The following is a 17,582-nucleotide window of genomic DNA, read 5'->3' on the forward strand; positions in this document are numbered from 1 at the left end:
ACGACGTAACGGGAGTGGCATGCGACGCAAGACAGGCATCGTCATCGGAACGTGCGCCGCCCTGGCCCTGGCCGGAGTGGCCGGCGCGGTGGTCGCGGCGCAGAACGACGAACCGGCCGGATGGCACGACGCGCCGGCGGTGGCGCCCGCCCCGATGGCGGAGCACGGCGTCGTCCCGGACGGCGCCGCCCCGGGGGCCCCGCTGACCACGGCCGCCACATCGGCCCCCTCGGTCACCGCGTCCTCTTCGGCCGCATCGGCCACATCGGACCCCTCGGGCGGGTCGGCCGCACCGTCCGCGGCGCCGCCGACCCCGGAGCACGTGCAGGACCGGCGGCTCGAGTCGACCGAGGCGCCACCCTCCGGCCGGCAGCGGATCGGCACCCTGCACCGCGTCGACGAGCTGCTCGGCTATCAGGCCGGCCCGGCACGGCAGGAGCTCTCGTACCCCGGAGCCTCCTACGTGAAGGTGCACTTCGAGCGGATCGCCGTACCCGCCGGTGACTACGTGACCGTGTCGAATCCGGCCGGCACCGAGTCGTACCGGTACGAGGCCGACGCCGACGGCCGCTGGGCCATGTCGATCACCGGGGACACCGCCGTCGTGGAGGTGCACCGGCGGGCCGAATCGCTCAGCGGCGTGCTCGCCGGCCTGGGCGTCGACATCGACCGGGTGGCCCGTGGGAACGCGCGCGACTCCGGCGGTACCGGTGCCGGCGGTCCGGGCCCGGCCGGTCCGGGCAGGGAGGAGTCGGTCTGCGGCACCGACACGTCGACCGACGCGGTCTGCTACGAGTCGAACGACCCGCTCGCCTACACCAAGTCGAAGGCGATCGCCCGGCTGCTGATCAACGGGACCGAGTTGTGCACCGGCTGGCGGGTCGGCGCCAAGAACCGCATGATCACCAACAACCACTGCCTGACCAACTCCGACGAGGCGTACGACACCGAGGTGTGGTTCAACTACCAGTGCGCCAAATGTGGTGGCTTCGACGTGTTCAAGCCGACCAAGGTCTGGGGCGACAAGGTGCTTGCCACCGACAAGACCTACGACTACACGCTGTTCACCGTGGACGGGTTCGCCACCATCCAGAAGTTCGGCTACCTCCTGCTGGACACCGCGCGGCCGAAACGGGGACAGGAGCTCTACGTGCCGCAGCACCCCGCCGGTGAACCGGCCCGGATCGCCGGCAGCAAGGGTGAGGCGGCCGGCAACTGCGCCGTCGACAACCCCGACTACACCGGGTACGCCGCACACTCGGACATCTCGTACTTCTGCGACACTTCCGGCGGATCCTCGGGCTCGCCGGTGATCTCCCGCGCCACCAACCGGGTGGTCGCCCTGCATCACTTCGGCGGATGCCCCAACTCCGGGGTCCGCGGGGATCTGCTCGCCGGAAGGTTGCGCGCGCACCTCTAGGTTGGAGGGGTGTCCGAGAAGATCACCCGCAGCTGGTGGCCCGATCTGCTGGCCGTCGTCGCCTTCGTGGCGCTGACCGTCGCCCTGGCCCGCGGCCACCTGCTGGATCTCGATCAACGGGTGGCCGACTGGTCCTTCGACCAGCACCACCAGCGGCAGGTCTATTGGACCGCCCGGGTCTTCAACTACCTCGGCCAGGGCGGATCGGTGCTGATGCCGGTGGCGGCGGTCCTGACCGTCCTGTGGTGGCGCCGGACCCGGTCGATCTGGACGGCTCTGCCGCTCGCCGCCGGTGCCGCACTGACCGCCCTCACCATCGGCCCCGCGAAGATCTTCTTCGACCGGGCCGCGCCGAAGTTCCCGCTGGAGAACCGGACCGTCCTCTTCAATCCCGACGCGTCCGGGATCCTGTCGGTGAGCTATCCGTCCGGGCACGTCGCCAACTCACTGGTCTGGTACGCGGTGATCGCCGTTCTCCTGGCCGGCGTCCTCGGGCGTGCCCTGACCCGGCGGGAGACGCTGTCGGTCCGCGTCCTGCCGGTGGCGATCGTCTTCGTCACCACGGTCTACACCGGTTTCCACTGGCTGACCGACTCGGTCGCCGCCCTGTTCCTCGGTGTGGTTCTGGCCCGCTTGATCGAGCGGGTGCCGTGGGAAGCCGCGCTGGCCCTCCCGGTCCCGTTCGCCTCCCGCCTCACCCGCCTGCACGCCCCGGGCTCGCGCGGCCCGAGGCGGAACGAGCTCTAGGCAGGGGTACCGGCTCGCAGAACCTGCTTGAGGGTGAGCTCGGCGGACATGACGACGACGTCCGCTCGCAGGCCCGGGGCCAGGGCGCCCACCCGGTCGGCGAGGCCGAGCATCCGGGCCGGCGTGGTCGAGGCCATCGCCACCGCGTCGACCAGCGGCAGGCCGGCCGCGACCGCGTTGTGCAGCGCCACGTCCATGGTGAGGGTGCTGCCGGCGATCGAGCCGTTGTGCGCGAGCCGGGCCACCCGGCCGGCGACGACGACCTCCTGGCCGCCCAGCTCGTACTGCCCGTCGGGCATGCCGGTGGCGTCCATCGCGTCGGTGATCAGCACCGCCCGGTCGGGGCCGGCGCTGTGTGCGGCGAACGCCAGCATGCCCGGGTGCAGGTGGATGTTGTCGGCGATCAGTTCGCACACGATCGTCGAGGAGAGCAGTCCGACGACCGGGCCGGGTTCGCGGTGGTGCGGCGGGCGCATGCCGTTGAACAGGTGCGTGGCCACGGTGGCACCGGCGGCCACCCCCGCGCGGGTCTGGTCGTACGTGGCGTCGGTGTGCCCGATCGCCGCCAGTACGCCGTGTTCGGCCAGGTAGGTGATGGCGTCGAGGGCACCGGGGAGTTCCGGGGCGACGGTCATCATCCGTACCGCGCCCTCGCCGATCTTGATCAGCTCTTCGATCTCCGTCATCGACGGGTCACGCAGGTGGGCCGGGTTCTGCGCGCCGCACCGCACCTCGGAGAGGTAGGGCCCCTCGAAGTGGATGCCGGCGAGCACACCCTCGTCGACGAGTTCCCGGTACCCGAGGGTCGCCGACCGCATCAGCTCGAACGGCGAGCTGACCAGGCCGGCCAGCATCGTGGTCGTCCCGTGGCGCCGGTGGAAGGCCGCGGCCTCCCGGGCGGAGGCGAGGTCGCCGGTGGTGAACGTGTGCCCGCCGCCGCCGTGGCAGTGCAGGTCGACGAATCCGGGCACGATCACGTCGTCGCCCACACCGTCGTCCGGCACGATCGCCGTGATCAGCTCCCCGTCCAGGTCGAGGTGGCCGGGGACGACCCCGCCGGGGGTGACGATCCGGCCGGAGATTCGGGTCACGGCGAACCTTTCAGGCTGTCCAGGGCGAGCAGGGCGGAGCCGAGGCAGCCGGCGGTGTCGCCCAGCTCGGCCCGCACGATCTCGGGGGAGCGGTGGAACGTGACCCGGCCGGCGACCGCGGCCCGGACCGGCAGCAGCAGGTCGTCGCGGGCTTCGGCGAGCCCGCCGCCGAGCACGACCACTCCGACGTCGTAGAGCGCCTGCGCGGTCAGCAGCCCGTCGGCGAGCGCCTCCACGGCGTCCTGCCAGACCCGGCGGGCCAGTTCGTCGCCCCGCGCGGCGCGGGTGGCCACGTCGAAGGCGGTCGCGCCGGGTTCACCGGACAGCTCGGCGTACCTGCGCCCGATCGACTTGGCCGACGCCTCCGCCTCCAGGCAGCCGCGCAGCCCGCACCCGCACGTCGCCCCGCCGGGCCGGACGACGACGTGGCCCAGCTCTCCGGCGGCGCCGTGCGCTCCCGGATAGCCGCGGCCGTCGATGACCAGGCCGCCGGCGATGCCGGTGCCGATCGCCACGAACAGCACATGCTGCCGGCCGCGCCCGGCGCCGAGGCGGGCCTCGGCGAGGGCGCCGACACGGACGTCGTGGCCGAGGGCGGCGGGCAGGTCCAGGCGCTGCTCGGCGAGTTCCTTCAGCGGTACGTCCCGGAAGCCGACATTCGCCGACCACACCGCGACGCCGTTGCGTTCGTCGACGACACCGGGAACCGCGATACCGGTCGCGACCGGCGTGAACCCGTCGGCGCGGGCCCGGGCGGCCAGTCCCCCGGCGACCGCCAGGATCGTCTCGGTGACCGCCTCCGGGCCGCGCTCGGCCCGGGTCGGGTGCCGTTCCTCGTGCGCAACGGTGCCGTCCGGCCGGACCAGGGCGCATTTCATCCCGGTGCCGCCCACGTCGAGGGCGACGACTATCGGATCGTTCACGGCAGGACGACGGAACGACTGAGGTTGCGTGGGTTGTCCGGGTCGAGACCCTGGGTGGTGGCCAGCGAGAGAGCCACCCGCTGGGCGAGGATCAGGTCGGCCATCGGGTCGAGGGGGGCGCGTTTGCCGACCCAGCGGCCGATCGACCCGTACCCACCGTGGTGGCGGGAGTGCACGAACGCGGCGCCGGTCGCCTCGACCTCTTCGGCCAGGCCCGCCGGGACGTCACCGAAGGCCCACACCACCCGGCGCGGCCCGGCGATCGCGATCGGGCCGTGCCGGTAGTCCATGGCCGGGTACGACTCGGTCCAGAACCCGGCGGTCTCCCGGCACTTGAGGGCGGCCTCCTCGGCGAGACCGACGGTCCAGCCGCGGCCGATGAAGGTGATCTGGTCGACCAGGGCCGGGTGCACCGGCAGCGGCAGCCGGATGGCCACCTCGGCGTCGGCCGCGGCGGCCTCGATGTCGTGGCCCAGGTGGGCACGGAGAGTGGCGAGCACGCTGGTGGCGAACCGGGTCTGCACGACCGACTTCTCGTCGGCGAAGTCCAGCACGACGGCGTGGCCGGCGATCTCGGCAGCCGGCTGGGCGGCGTCGGCGGTGAAGACGGTGACCGGGGTGTGCTCACCGACCGTGCGCATCACGTCGAGGGTCTCGGTGGTGGTGCCGGAGCGGGTGATCGCGATCAGCCGGTCGTAGCGCCGGGCGTACGGGAAGTCGGAGGCCTGGAAGGCGTCGGTCTCCCCGTGTTCGAGCTGTTCGCGCAGCACCGCGTAGGACTTGGCCATGAACCAGGAGGTGCCGCAGCCGACGACGGCGACGCGCTCCCCACGGGCCGGGAGTCCGGGTGACTCGGCTAGTTTCGCCGCCTGCCGCCAGCACTCGGCCTGTGTGGCGATCTCCGCTTTGACATGGCTCATGTCGGTTCCTCACCGGTAGGTGCTGCGCATTCGCGCTCGGTTCCCGGGTCTTTCGCGCGTTATTGTGCTCAGAGTGCTGCCGCGGGGGCAAGCTCCCAACGCCCTTCGCGCATCAGATGGCTTTGCTTCCGGGCCTTTCGCGCACTAATGTGCACACACTTATCATGGAACGTGCATCGGAGAGTGGTGGGTGGACCGGTACGCGCGGTGGAATGCCCTGCTTGAGCTACTGACGGAGAGCGGCCGGGTGACCGTTGAGGAGGCCTCCGAGCGTCTGGACGTGTCCCAGGCCACCATCCGCCGCGACTTCGACCAGCTCGCCCAGCAGCAGATGATCACCCGGACCCGGGGCGGCGCGGTCGCCAACGGGGTGTCGTACGACCTGCCGCTGCGCTACAAGAGCGCCAAACACTCCGCCGAGAAGCAGCGCATCGGTGAGGCCGCCGCCCGCCTGGTCACCCCGGGAACGGTGGTCGGCCTCAATGGCGGCACCACGATCACCGAGGTGGCCCGGGCGCTGGCGGTCCGCCCCGATCTCAACGCCGGCGGTGAGGGTTCCCAGCTCACCGTGGTCACCAACGCCCTCAACATCGCCAACGAGCTGCTGCTGCGCTCGCGCATGAAGATCGTGGTGGCCGGCGGTGTGGTGCGCCCCCAGTCCTTCGAGGTGGTCGGCCCGCTCGGCGGGGCGCTGCTCAAGGAGGTCACCCTCGACATCGTGCTGCTCGGTGTCGACGCGCTGGACGTCGAACTCGGCGCGGCCTCCCATCACGAGGGCGAGGCGTCGATGAACAGCCTGATGGTCGCGCGCGCCAAGCGGGTCGTCGTGATCGCCGACTCGTCCAAGCTCGGTGGCCACGCGTTCGCCCGGATCTGCCCGATCAGCAAGATCGAGACGCTGGTCACCGACTCCGGGGCGCCCGCCTCGACGATCGCCGCCTTCCAGGACGCCGGAGTGGACGTCATCACGGCCTGATCCCCTCAGATCGGCGCTGCGATAGCCGATGGATCCGCGGTGCGGTAACCGATCGGGTGGCCGCCATGTGGACGGTCCGTAGTCGACTGGTCGCTTCAGGTAGCGTCTGCGAGGATCTCCGGCGCGTCCTATGCTGAGGATCCTTCAAATCCGTGGTCACCGATGCCGTCTGGGAGCGCCATGCAGCCCGCCGCCGAACCGACCGGTGAGCAGCCGGTCGAGGAGCAGCAGCACATCCCGGTCCCCCGTGTGGCGGAGCCGATCACCGCGACGGAGTCCGCGCTCACCGACCGGGAGCTGGAGATCCTCGCCTTCGAGGGCAAATGGTGGAAACACGCCGGAGCCAAGGAGCAGGCCATCCGGGACACCTTCGGCCTCTCCTCGACCCGCTATTACCAGCTGCTCAACGGCCTGCTCGACAACCCGGCCGCCCTGGAGAAGGACCCGGTCCTGGTCGGCCGCCTCCGTCGCCTGCGCTCCGCCCGGGCCCGTACCCGCCGCCGCTGACCCCGGCTGGCTCTCACCGCTGTCTCAGCGCCGCTGAGACAGCGGTGGCGCCCAGCCGCGAAGATCCGGCTGGCTCTCAGCGTCGTCTCGGCGTGGCTGAGGCAGCGGTGGCGGCCAGCCCGCAAGATCCGGCTGGCTCTCACCGCTGTCTCGGCGTGGCTGAGGCAGCGGTGGCGGCCAGCCGGGAGGATCCGGCCTGGGGTCAGGGCTGGTGGGACTCGGCGTAGGCGGCGAGCCAGGCCACCTGGCCGGGGTCGAGGGAAGCCCGGACCCGGGCGCGCGCCGCCGCCACGTTCGCCGCGGTCACCGTGGTCGCCTCCAGGGAGTCACGCATCGCGGCCAGCGCCGCCTCACGGATCAGCGCGGAGCAGTCGGCGGCCGAGAAACCCTCCAGGTCGGCACCGAGGGCGGCCAGATCGACGGCCTCGTCGAGCGGCACCGCCTTCGACGACGCCCGCAGGATCGCGGTACGGGCCTCGGCATCCGGCGGCGGCACGAACACCAGCCGCTCCAGCCGGCCCGGGCGCAGCAGTGCCGGGTCGATCAGGTCCGGCCGGTTCGTCGCGCCGATCACCACCACGTTGCGCAGGTCCTCGACACCGTCCAACTCGGTCAGCAGGGCCGCCACCACCCGGTCGGTGACACCTCCGTCGGTGCCCTGCCCACGGGCCGGGGCCAGCGCGTCCACCTCGTCCAGGAAGACCAGCGTCGGCGCCGCCTCCCGGGCCCGGCGGAACAGCTCCCGTACCGACCGCTCGCTGTCGCCGACCCACTTGCTGAGCAGCTCGGCGCCCTTGACCGACAGCACGTTCGCCTTGCCGGTCCCGGCGATCGCCTTGACCAGGTACGTCTTGCCGCAGCCGGGCGGCCCGTAGAGCAGCACCCCGCGCGGCGGCGACACCCCGAGCCGGGCGAACGTGTCCGGATAGGTGAGCGGCCACAGCACGGACTCGGTCAGCACCTGTTTCACCTCGGCCATGTCGCCGACGTCGTCCAGGGTCACCGCCGCGACCTCCAGCGTGGACTCGGCCATCGAGGTCGGCCGGACCACGTCGAGAGCGGCCTCGAAGTCGGCCATCGTGACGGTCGGTGACTCCGCGTCCTTCTGCCGGAGCGCCGCCCGGACGCCGGCCTCCCGGGCCAGCGCGCCGAGATCGGCGGCGACGAACCCGGGGGTACGCCCGGCGACCTCGTCCATCCGCACGTCCTCGGCCAGGGGCATCCCGCGGGTCAGCACACCCAGTTGCTCCCGGCGCATCGCCGCATCCGGCAGCGGCACCGTGAGCTGGACGGACAGCAGCTCCGGGGCGCGCAGGGACGGGTCCACCGACTCGGGTCGGCTGGTGGTGCAGACGACCGCCGTCCCGTCGGCGAGCGTGTCGGCCAGCACCTGACGGAACACCGTGGAGATCGGCCCGGGTTCCTCGCGCGGGGCCAGGGCCTCGACGTCGGAGATGAGGAGCACGGCCGGGCGCTTCGACCGTACCTCCGAGGAAAGCTCTCGCAGCCGTGCCGCCGCCGCGTTGTTGGTGAGGGCGGCCAGCTCCGGCGCCCAGACCGTGCGCACCTCCGCGCCCACCGCCGTGCCGACCGCACGGACCAGCGCGGACTTGCCGGACCCGGCGGCACCGCAGATCAGCACGCCGAGCGTCACCCGGGTGCCCAGCTTGGCCAGCACCTCCCCGTGGTGGAAGCCGAGATCGAGCAGCTCCTCCAGCTCCTTCGCCTGGGTGCGGAGCCCGGGAAGGTCGTCGAGGCTGAGCGGCGGCACGTCCGGGTCGGTCGAGGCGGGTGTGCCGGGGGAGACCTCCGGCCGGGCCGGGGCGGCGGCGGCCGGGCCGTCCTGCCAGGCGACGACGGTGTCCATGGTGACCAGGGCGGCGTCCGCCCCGGCCACCTCCACCACGCTGAGCAGGGTGCTGGTCCAGGCGTACCCCACCCGGTTGGCGAGGCTGCGCCGGGCGGCCTCGACGAGGGGCCGGTGCCCGGCCTCCGGAAGCACGTCCTGCGGCAGCAGGGAGACGTCGTCGCCGGCGCTGACCACCTTGCCGAGCAGGGCCAGGCGCAGCATCTCGGGGGAGACGACGGCGACCACCTCGGCCGGGCCGGCGAGCGTCACCCGGGCGGCCTGGGTCACCGGGATCGGGGTGACGGTGACCTGGCCGCCGTCGCGCATACCGAGGTTGCCCAGGGTCAGGTCGTCGGCGTAGAGCAGCCCCCGCCCGGCGGTCGACTCGGCCTTGGCCACGATCCCGGCCGTGGTCCGGGCGCCGGTCAGGCGCACCGGGTCGCCGGGGCGCAGGGCCAGGGCGGCCATCACCTCCGGATGCAACCGCACGATGCCGCGTCGCGCGTCCAGCGCGGCCGGCCGCAGGGTCACGGTCAGCGTGAGGTCATCAGCCACCGGGCGTGCCTTTCCGAAGACGGGTCTGAGGCGTCAACGCTATCCGCCGTGGGGAAGCCGGGCGGCTCCGCTCGCTCAGCGGGTGCGTTCGAGGCGGCTGAGAGGTTTCACAGGCACCGCTCAGCCGTGTCGGGCTAGCGTGTGCGCCATGCCTGACCTGATCGCCGGACTGCGCCGAGCGCTGCCCCGGCTCAACCGGCGCCGGGTCCTTCCCGCGGCCGCCGTCCTCGTGGTGCTCGCCGCCGCGGCCGTCTGGGCGGTCCGCCCGACGCCGGACGCGTGGACCACCGAGGACTTCCGGATCGCCGGAGCCGACGTCGAGCTGGACTCCCGCCTCTACCTGCCGGCCGACCGCGACGGCAAGGTGCCCGCCGTGCTGCTCGCGCACGGGTTCGGCGGCACGAAGGAGTCGGTCCGCAGTGACGCCGAGTCGCTGGCCGGGCGCGGCTACGCGGTGCTCACCTGGACCGCCCGTGGTTTCGGCCGCAGCACCGGCCAGATCCACCTGGACAGCCCCGACCACGAGGTCAAGGACGCGCAGCGGCTGCTCGACTGGCTGGCCGCCCGCCCCGAGGTGACCACCGACGCCACCGGCGACCCGAAGGTCGCGGCGGTCGGCGGGTCCTACGGCGGGGCCCTCGCGCTGCTGCTGGCCGGCCAGGACCCGCGGGTCGACGCGATCGTGCCGCAGATCACCTGGAACGATCTGAACGCGTCCCTGGTCCCCGGCGGCGTGTTCAAGAAGGCCTGGGCCGGCTACTTCTTCGGCAACGGCGGTGCCTCCGCACTCGGCCTGCTGGGCGGCGGCGGTGCGGGCGGCCGGGGCGGCGAGATGCCCGCGGTCGACCCCGCCTGCGGCCGGTTCGCCGAGGACGTCTGCAAGGCGTACCTCCAGATGGCCACCACCGGCATCCCCGACGAGACCACCCGTGCCCTGCTGCTCAAATCCAGCCCGGCCACGGTCCTCGACAAGATCAAGGCGCCGACGCTGCTGATCCAGGGTGCCGTCGACACCCTCTTCCCGCTCTCCGAGGCGGACGCCAACGCCAAGGGCATCGCGGCCACCGGCACACCGGTGCGGGTCGCCTGGTTCACCGGCGGCCACGACGGCGGCGCGGGCCCCACCTCCGACTCCGACCGGCTCAAGTACCTGACGGCCCAGTGGCTCGACCACTACCTGAAGGGCGAGGGCGACGCGCCCGGCGACGACTTCACGTTCTCCCGGGTGGCCGGTTTCAGCGCGCTCGACCGCGGTCTGGTCACCAACGGCTACTCCACCGGGTCGTACCCGGGGCTCACCGGCACCGGCAGCACCGAGGTCACCCTGACGGGCGCGGCACAGCCGATCGCCAACCCGCCGAACGGCAATCCCGGCGCCATCTCGTCGATGCCCGGCATCACCAGCCGGCTCAGTTCGGTGCTCAGCGGCGGCGTCGCTCTCGACGTGCCCGGCCAGCACGCCGTCTTCGAGTCGGCCGCGCTGACCGCGCCGGTCGAGGTGGCCGGGGCGCCCACGCTGCGGCTGCGGGCGGCCTCACCGACCGGCGAGGCGGTCCTCTTCGTCAAGCTCTACGACGTCGACGCCAACGGGTCGGCGACGCTCAGCGCCGGCCTGGTCGCGCCGATCCGGCTCACCGGCCTGCCGGCCGACATCGCGCAGGCCTCACCGGTCAGCGTGACGCTTCCGGCGATCGTCCGGCAGATCGAGGCGGGTCATACGGTACGGGTCACCGTCGCCACCTCGGACCAGGCTTTCCTGACTCCCGCCCAGCCCGCCACGTACACGGTCGCGGTGGAGCCGGTGCTGACCCTGCCGACACTGACCGGCACACCGATCGCCGACCCCGGCAGCCTCTGGTGGTTCGTGCTGGCCGGCGTGCTCGGGGTGATCCTGCTCGGCCTGGTCGCGCTCCTGGTGATCAGCCGGATCCGGCACCGGCGGCGGGACGTGGCCGTGGTCGAGGAGCACGCGGACACCCCGCTGGTGGTGAACGGGCTCCGCAAGGCGTACGGCGACGGTTTCGTGGCGGTGCAGGAGATCGACTTCACGGTCCAGCGCGGCCAGGTCGTCGGTCTGCTCGGCCCGAACGGGGCGGGCAAGACCACCACGCTGCGGGTGCTGATGGGCCTGACCCAGCCGACCGCGGGCGAGATCTTCGTCTTCGGGCACCGGCTGGTCCCGGGCGCCCCGATCCTGTCCCGGGTCGGCTCGCTGGTGGAGGGCCCCGGGTTCCTGCCGCACCTGACCGGTGAGGAGAACCTGCGGGCGTACTGGCAGGCGACCGGCCGCCCGTGGGCCGACGCCCGCTTCGAGGAGGCCCTGGAGATCGCCGGCCTGGGCAGCTCGGTGCACCGCAAGACCCGCAAGTACAGCCACGGCATGCGGCAGCGGCTCGCCATCGCGCAGGCCATGCTCGGCCTGCCGGACCTGCTGGTGCTGGACGAGCCGACGGACGGCCTGGACCCGCCGCAGATCGCCGAGATGCGCCGCGTCCTTCAGCGCTACGCCACCGACGGCCGGGCCGTGCTGGTCTCCAGTCACCTGCTCGCCGAGGTGGAGCAGACCTGCACCCACGCGGTCGTCGTCAACAAGGGCCGGATCGTCGCGTCCGGCCAGGTCAGCGACATCGTCGGGGACTCCCCGTCGGTGCAGCTCGACGTCTCCGACGTGCCGGCGGCCACCCGGGTCCTCGAGGAGCTCGGGGTGCGCTCGGTCAAGACGGAAGGCCCCAACGGCCTGATCGTCGACATGAACGGCACGGCCCGTTCCGAGGTGGTCGCCTCCCTGGTCGGGGCGGGCATCGGGGTGGACCGGCTGGTGCCGCGCCGCCGCCTGGAGGACGCGTTCCTGTCCCTGGTCGGCGACAACTCGCGAGGAAGTGGAGACCGATGAGCACCCTGGAGGCCGCGTCCGGCTACAAGCCGTCGCGCACCATGCCGATCTGGGCGGAGGTGCGTCGGCAGGCGTCCCGGCGGCGTACCCAGATGGCCCTCGGTTTCATGGTGCTGCTGCCACTGATCGTCCTGGCCGCCTTCGAGTTCGGTGGCGGCGGCGGCGATGACGACGACGGCAACGGCGGTGGCGCGTTCAGCAGCATGGCCGATTTGGCCACCTCCGGCGGGCTCAACTTCGCGCTCTTCGGCCTCGCCGTGTCGGCCGGGTTCCTGCTGGTCGTGGTGGTCGCGCTGTTCTTCGGTGACACGGTGGCCAGCGAGGCGAGCTGGGGCAGTCTGCGCTACCTGCTGGCGATCCCGGTGCCGCGGGCCCGGCTGCTCGGCGTGAAACTGATCGTCGCCGCCGGCTATTCGCTGCTGGCCCTGCTGCTGCTCGTCGGCACCAGCCTGCTGGTCGGCACGTTGCGGTACGGCTGGTCCCCGATGGGCAGCACGATCGCCGCCGAGATCCCGCCCGGGGAGGGTCTGCTGCGGCTGCTGGGGATCTGCGCGTACCTGGCGACCACCCTGCTCGTGGTGGCCGGCCTGGCGTTCCTGCTCTCGGTGCTGACCGACGCCGCTCTCGGCGCGGTCGGCGGCGCGGTGCTGCTCTGGATCCTGTCCAGCATCCTGGACCAGATCGATGCGCTCGGCGGCATCCGCAACGGCCTGCCGACCCACTACACGGACGCCTGGATGGGTCTGCTCTCCACGCCGGTGCAGACCGAGGATCTGGCGAAGGGGGCGATCTCCGCGATCGTCTACGCCACCCTGTTCTGGGGGATCGCGTTCTTCCGCTTCACCCGCAAGGACGTCACCTCCTGACGGTGTGCCCCGGTCTCAATTCGATTGACGGCCGGGGCCGCCGCGCGGTGGCATGGCCGCGTGACGGCTGACTTCTCGATCCGCCCCGCCCGCCCCGACGATGCCGCCGCGGCGGTCGCCCTCCGCGCCTCGGTGTACCCGTACCTGGTCCGCGGCGAGGCCTCCACCCGGCGCATGTTCGCCTCGCCGCCACCCGGGGAGGAGCGGATCTTCCTGCTGGCCGAACGCGACGGCGCGATCGTCGGCAACGTCTCGGCGCTCCGGGACGTCCGCTCGGCGGATCCCGCATTCGGGCGGATCGGGCTGCATGTGCATCCGGACCATCGTGGCCGGGGTGTCGGAACCGCGCTGCTCGCCGAGGCCGTCGATCACCTGAGGGCCGTCGGAGTCCGGCGGGTCGCCACCTGGGTGAGACCCGAGTCGGTGAAGTTCGCCGGCGCCCACGGGTTCGAGAAGTCCCGGGAGATGCGCTTCTCGGCCCTGGACCTGACCGGTTTCGGAGACCGGACGTGGGTGCCGGCGCCGCCCGGGATCCAGCTGGTCCGGCTGCGGGAGGTCACGGAGCAGGCCCTCTACGCGGCTGACGTGGCGGCCGCGACCGACGAGCCCGGTGATACCCCGCCGCAGCCGACGCCGTACCCGCTGTGGCGCTACGAGACCCTGGAGGAGCCGGGACTGGACCGGGACGCCAGCACCGCGGCCGTGGCCGGCGGGGAGATCGTGTCGTTCTCGATGGTGCTGCGCGACGGCGACCGGATCTGGTCGGACATGACCGCCACCGTCCCCGGGCATCGCGGTCGCGGGCTGGCCCGCCTGGTGAAGACCGCGGCGCTGCGCCGGGCCGCGGCGTCGGGTGTGCGTACCGCCTACACCAGCAACGACGAGGAGAACGCGCCGATGCTCGCGGTCAACGAGCGTCTCGGCTACCGCCCGGTGGCAAGCCAGTTCTCCTGCCTGGCCACCCTCTGAAGATCAACCCCAGCTGGCTCTCACCGCTGTCTCACGGCCCCTGAGACAGCGGTGGCGGCCAGCCACGAAGGCCCGGCTGGCTCTCACCGCTGTCTCAGCGTCCGTGAGGCAGCGGTGGCGGCCAGCCGCGAGGGTTCGGCTGGTTCTGGCCGCTGTCTCAGGGCTCCTGAGACAGCGGTGGGAGCCAGCCGGGTGGGAAGGAGGTCGCTCACACCTCGGGAACTACGTGTGGCGTTCGCGGCATCTCGTCGTAAGGTGTGGGAAACAACTGAATACCTCATCCAGAGGGGCAGAGGGATACGGCCCGACGAAGCCCCGGCAACCACCGCGCAGCGATTCTCGATGACGAGCCGCGCGTGGCAGGTGCTAATTCCGTCCCCGTTTCGGCAGGTCGCCGCGGGGAAAGATGAGAGGAAACTCTAATGACGTCTGTCGTCGACGCGCCCGCTGCCACCTCCGCCTCGCCCGCTCGCGGCCTGATCTGCCGCGCCTGTGGCACCGAGTACCCGCTCGCCGCGCAGCACGCCTGTTACGAGTGTTTCGGCCCGCTCGAGGTCGCCTACGACGAGGCGGCGCTCGCGCGGGTGACCCGGGCCCAGATCGAGGCGGGCCCGCAGAACATCTGGCGTTATGCGGCGCTGCTGCCCGCCGGCCAGGACCCGGCGACCCGGGTGACCCTCGACCCGGGCCTGACCCCGCTGGTCGCCGCCCCGCAGCTGGCCGCCGCGCTCGGCATCGAGGCGCCGCTCTACGTCAAGGACGACTCGCAGAACCCGACCCACTCGTTCAAGGACCGGGTCGTCTCGGTGGCTCTGACCGCCGCCAAGGAGCTGGGCTTCAACCGGTTCTCCTGCGCCTCGACCGGCAACCTGGCCAACTCGGTCGCCGCCCACGCGGCCCGTGCCGGTGTGCCGAGCATCGTCTTCATCCCGGCCGACCTGGAACCCGGCAAGATCATCACGACCGCGGTGTACGGCGGTGACCTGGTCGCCATCGAGGGCTCCTACGACGACGTGAACCGGCTGTGCAGCGAGCTCGTGGAGACCGACGAGTTCGAGGACACCGCGTTCGTGAACGTGAACGTCCGCCCGTTCTACGCCGAGGGCTCCAAGACGCTGGGGTACGAGGTGGCCGAGCAGCTCGGCTGGCGCATCCCGGCCCAGGTGGTCATCCCGATGGCCTCCGGTGAACTGCTCACCAAGGTGGACAAGGCGTTCTCCGAGCTGGTCGAGATCGGACTGGCCGAGGCCCCGGAGGGCGGCTGGACCGTCTTCGGCGCGCAGTCGGAGGGCTGCAACCCGATCGCGGTCGCCCTGCACGCCGACACCGACGTGATCCAGCCGGTGAAGCCGACCGGCATCGCCAAGTCGCTCAACATCGGCGACCCGGCCGCCGGGCCGTACGCGATCGAGGCCGTCCGCCGTACCGGTGGCTGGATGGACTACGCGAACGACGACGAGATCCGCGACGGCATCCGGCTGCTGGCCGAGACGACCGGCATCTTCGCCGAGACCGCCGGCGGCACCACCGTGGCGGTGCTCAAGAAGCTGGTGGCGAGCGGCAGGCTCGACCCCACCAAGGAGACGGTCGTCTACAACACCGGCGAGGGCCTGAAGACGATCGACGCGGTGGCCGGCCAGGTTGGACCGACGCACACGATCAAGCCGTCGCTGCGCGGCGCCCGGGAGGCCGGCCTGCTCGGCTGACCCCGTTGCGGGTCGCCCGAGCGGAGGGGCGAAGGTCACCAATTCGTGACCAACTCTCACTGACCGTCACGGGTGATCAGCCGGTTGTCAGAATTACCTCCTCCGAGGACTTGCACTCCGATCTCCGGATGGGCAGGATGCTCTCTGCGGGAGGACGCGACGCCGTACGAGGCCCCTCACTAGAGCTTGGCGACAATCTCCGAGGTTCCCAACGATCCAGCGCTGACCCAAACGGCTACGTGCCCGGAGGCGCTGTGCGTCCGTCCTCCCGACCAACTTCCTTTCGCAGCAGCCTGACGGCCCAGGGTCGCAGCGGCAGCTCCAGCGGGTAGTGCCCGTCGGCCAGGCCCGCGTTCCGTTCGAACCAGTTGCGCACCCCGTAGGACGTGGTCAGCGCGATCGACCAGCCACACGCGACCCAGTAGGCGGGCCAGAACAGCGGGCCGAAGAACGCGTACTGACCGACGTGCCGGCATTCGTGAGCGAACAGCCGGGCCCGTTCCTCGGCGAGCAGCCACTCGGCGGAGCGGTTCGTGATGATCACCGAGCCGACCGTGAAGCACGAACCGGCCGGCATCCGGAACCGGAAGTTCTCGGCGATCAGCACCCCGTGGCGCCCGCGCCGGAGCCTCGTGCCGGTGCCGAGGGCCACCAGCAGCCCGACCAGGGTCGTCCCGTTCACCGCGGTCAGCGCCGTCCGCGTCACGTGCCACCCGCGCCCGGCCATCGTCAGACCCGCCGGCGCATCTGCAACTCGGTGAGGGCGCGGACGGTCGGGTGCGGCAGGCGCACCCCGGTGTCGGTGAAACCCAGCTTCTCGTACGCCCGGACGGCCCGGTCGTTGCCGCAGACCACCTCGAGCAGCAACTCGTCACGCCCGGCCGCCGCGGACCAGTCGGCGACCGCTTCGACGAGTTGGCCGAGCATCTTGCCGCCCCGGTGGGCGGGGGTCAGGTAGACCGCGAAGATGACCGTGCAGCCCGGCTCGCCGGGCACCGTGGTCCCGCCGGCGTGCCCGAGCAGCGGCCCACCCGGGTCGACGATGAACTGCGCGGTGTCCGGCCCCTCCGACGACTGCCGGATCCGCTGCCGGTAGCTCTCGTGCGGTCGTGCCGCGGCCTGCGCCAGGGTCTCCAGGAACGCCAGCGGACTGTCCGCCAGCATCTCCAGGCGGAGCGCCCGCATGCGCCCGGCGTCGTCCGGGGTCACCCGCCGTACGTCCCAGTTCTCCATGCGTCCATCCCTACCGCCGCCGTACCCGCCCGGCAACCTGGTTGTCGGCAAGCCGTGTGACCGGCCTGCGGGAGGATCCGGCGGGGAGCGGGAGCCGGATACCGCCCGCATCGGTCTTACCGCATGATGCGCCGATGAAGAACGAAGTTCGCCCGGTCGCCGAACCGCTCGCCGGCGTCCGCCTGGTGCGTGGCCGCCCGTGGGCCCTGGCCGCGACGGTGCTCGCGGTGTTCCTGCTCCAGATCGGCCCCACGACCTTCTGGAGCGTGCTGCTGGACCGGGCCATGGAGACCGGTGGGCTTCTGCTCAGCCTGGTCCAGCCGCTGGGCCTGGCGCTGTTGGAGCTGCCGACGGTGGGCGCTCTGACCGTGGTCGCCGTGCTGTCGGGACGCCGGGTGACGGTGGGCCGGGTGCTGGCGCTGTGGGTGCTCAGTGTTCTGGTCTGGCTGGCGGCCCTCCTGGTCGGTGGCGTGGCCGGTGGCACCGGCGGGTGGCTGGTGCTCGTGGCCGTCCTGGCGCAGGCGGTGAAGCTGGTGGTCCTGGGTCTGCTCGCCGGCGGGCTGTTCCCGGCGGCGGGGGGCGAACGGGGTCCGGTCGCGCTTCTGGCGGCCTCCGTGGCGCTGCCGGTGTTCCTCCTCGCGGTGGCCCGGGTGCCGATCCCGTGGGTGCCCATGGTCCTGGGGGCGGCCGGCATCGTCGGCTGGTCGGTTGCGGCGCTCGTCACGTCGCGTCCGGGGGCCGAAAGCCCGGCTCGCACCCCCGCTGAGCAGGGCCGTCAAGATCCTTAGGCGAAACGGCGGCCCCTTTCGGGGTTTCGCGGGAAGATGGGGTTTCTTGCACTCGCCATCGGAGAGTGCTAAACAAGTGATTGGCACTCGCGCATGCTGAGTGCCAGCAGGTCGGGACGGTGGGGTTCCGGTCGCGGTG

General features: G+C 72.1%; 15 protein-coding genes and 1 riboswitch. Of the genes, 9 read left to right on the forward strand and 6 right to left on the reverse strand.

The window, feature by feature from the left end; all coding sequences use genetic code 11:
* Positions 1-19: 19 nt before the first annotated feature.
* Together BC793_RS22030 and BC793_RS22035 are read left to right on the forward strand one after the other, a co-directional pair.
* Positions 20-1,420, forward strand: a complete 1,401-nt coding sequence (locus BC793_RS22030; protein WP_109595102.1) for a trypsin-like serine peptidase — start codon at positions 20-22, stop codon at positions 1,418-1,420.
* Between the two features lie 9 nt (positions 1,421-1,429).
* A complete protein-coding gene (locus BC793_RS22035) occupies positions 1,430-2,167 on the forward strand; it encodes a phosphatase PAP2 family protein (protein WP_109595104.1) in 738 nt (245 codons plus the stop codon).
* Here BC793_RS22035 and nagA read toward each other — a convergent pair.
* Genes nagA through BC793_RS22050 form a run of 3 tightly spaced genes read right to left on the reverse strand, consistent with a single transcriptional unit; the run spans position 2,164 to position 5,101 of the window.
* The gene (nagA, locus tag BC793_RS22040; RefSeq protein WP_109595106.1) at positions 2,164-3,258 is read right to left on the reverse strand and encodes an N-acetylglucosamine-6-phosphate deacetylase; all 1,095 of its coding nucleotides are present in this window, start codon (positions 3,256-3,258) and stop codon (positions 2,164-2,166) included. The genes BC793_RS22035 and nagA overlap by 4 nt on opposite strands.
* Positions 3,255-4,181: an ROK family protein gene (locus BC793_RS22045; protein ID WP_109595108.1), complete on the reverse strand. Its 927-nt coding sequence runs from the start codon at positions 4,179-4,181 to the stop codon at positions 3,255-3,257. The genes nagA and BC793_RS22045 overlap by 4 nt, the downstream gene beginning before the upstream one ends.
* Entirely contained in the window at positions 4,178-5,101 is a 924-nt protein-coding gene (locus tag BC793_RS22050) for an SIS domain-containing protein (RefSeq protein WP_109595109.1), read from the reverse strand. Before BC793_RS22050 ends, BC793_RS22045 begins: the two co-directional genes overlap by 4 nt.
* Before the next feature lie 190 nt (positions 5,102-5,291).
* On the opposite strand from BC793_RS22050, the gene BC793_RS22055 reads away from it, so the two are divergent.
* Positions 5,292-6,077 carry a DeoR/GlpR family DNA-binding transcription regulator gene (locus BC793_RS22055; RefSeq protein ID WP_109595111.1) on the forward strand — a complete coding sequence of 262 codons (786 nt, stop codon included), beginning with the start codon at positions 5,292-5,294 and terminating at the stop codon, positions 6,075-6,077.
* A gap of 162 nt (positions 6,078-6,239) precedes the next feature.
* Positions 6,240-6,584, forward strand: coding sequence for a DUF3263 domain-containing protein (locus BC793_RS22060; RefSeq protein WP_249037385.1), 345 nt, complete (start codon positions 6,240-6,242; stop codon positions 6,582-6,584).
* 202 nt (positions 6,585-6,786) lie between these two features.
* Here BC793_RS22060 and BC793_RS22065 read toward each other — a convergent pair whose 3' ends face one another.
* Positions 6,787-8,988, reverse strand: coding sequence for an AAA family ATPase (locus BC793_RS22065; protein ID WP_109595115.1), 2,202 nt, complete (start codon positions 8,986-8,988; stop codon positions 6,787-6,789).
* Between the two features lie 148 nt (positions 8,989-9,136).
* On the opposite strand from BC793_RS22065, the gene BC793_RS22070 reads away from it, so the two are divergent.
* From BC793_RS22070 to thrC, 4 genes are all read left to right on the forward strand, one after another.
* Entirely contained in the window at positions 9,137-11,881 is a 2,745-nt protein-coding gene (locus BC793_RS22070) for an alpha/beta fold hydrolase (RefSeq protein WP_109595117.1), read from the forward strand.
* Positions 11,878-12,747 carry an ABC transporter permease gene (locus BC793_RS22075; protein ID WP_109595119.1) on the forward strand — a complete coding sequence of 290 codons (870 nt, stop codon included), beginning with the start codon at positions 11,878-11,880 and terminating at the stop codon, positions 12,745-12,747. Before BC793_RS22070 ends, BC793_RS22075 begins: the two co-directional genes overlap by 4 nt.
* A 60-nt stretch (positions 12,748-12,807) precedes the next feature.
* Complete coding sequence (locus BC793_RS22080; RefSeq protein WP_239170213.1) at positions 12,808-13,716, forward strand: GNAT family N-acetyltransferase; 909 nt, start codon at positions 12,808-12,810, stop codon at positions 13,714-13,716.
* 274 nt (positions 13,717-13,990) lie between these two features.
* Positions 13,991-14,129, forward strand: a riboswitch (SAM riboswitch).
* Between the two features lie 9 nt (positions 14,130-14,138).
* Positions 14,139-15,422: a threonine synthase gene (gene thrC / locus BC793_RS22085; RefSeq protein ID WP_109595121.1), complete on the forward strand. Its 1,284-nt coding sequence runs from the start codon at positions 14,139-14,141 to the stop codon at positions 15,420-15,422.
* 235 nt (positions 15,423-15,657) lie between these two features.
* Here thrC and BC793_RS22090 read toward each other — a convergent pair whose 3' ends face one another.
* Positions 15,658-16,128 carry a hypothetical protein gene (locus BC793_RS22090; RefSeq protein WP_239170212.1) on the reverse strand — a complete coding sequence of 157 codons (471 nt, stop codon included), beginning with the start codon at positions 16,126-16,128 and terminating at the stop codon, positions 15,658-15,660.
* A 23-nt stretch (positions 16,129-16,151) separates the two neighbouring features.
* Positions 16,152-16,655 (reverse strand): GNAT family N-acetyltransferase, encoded by a 504-nt coding sequence (locus tag BC793_RS22095; RefSeq protein ID WP_109595125.1) that lies wholly within the window; start codon positions 16,653-16,655, stop codon positions 16,152-16,154.
* 134 nt (positions 16,656-16,789) lie between these two features.
* Between BC793_RS22095 and BC793_RS22100 the strand changes: the two genes are divergently transcribed.
* A complete protein-coding gene (locus BC793_RS22100; RefSeq protein WP_109595127.1) occupies positions 16,790-17,443 on the forward strand; it encodes a hypothetical protein in 654 nt (217 codons plus the stop codon).
* Positions 17,444-17,582: the final 139 nt, after the last annotated feature.

It is taken from the genome of Actinoplanes xinjiangensis (genome assembly GCF_003148685.1).
GTDB classification, from domain to species: Bacteria; Actinomycetota; Actinomycetes; order Mycobacteriales; family Micromonosporaceae; genus Actinoplanes; species Actinoplanes xinjiangensis.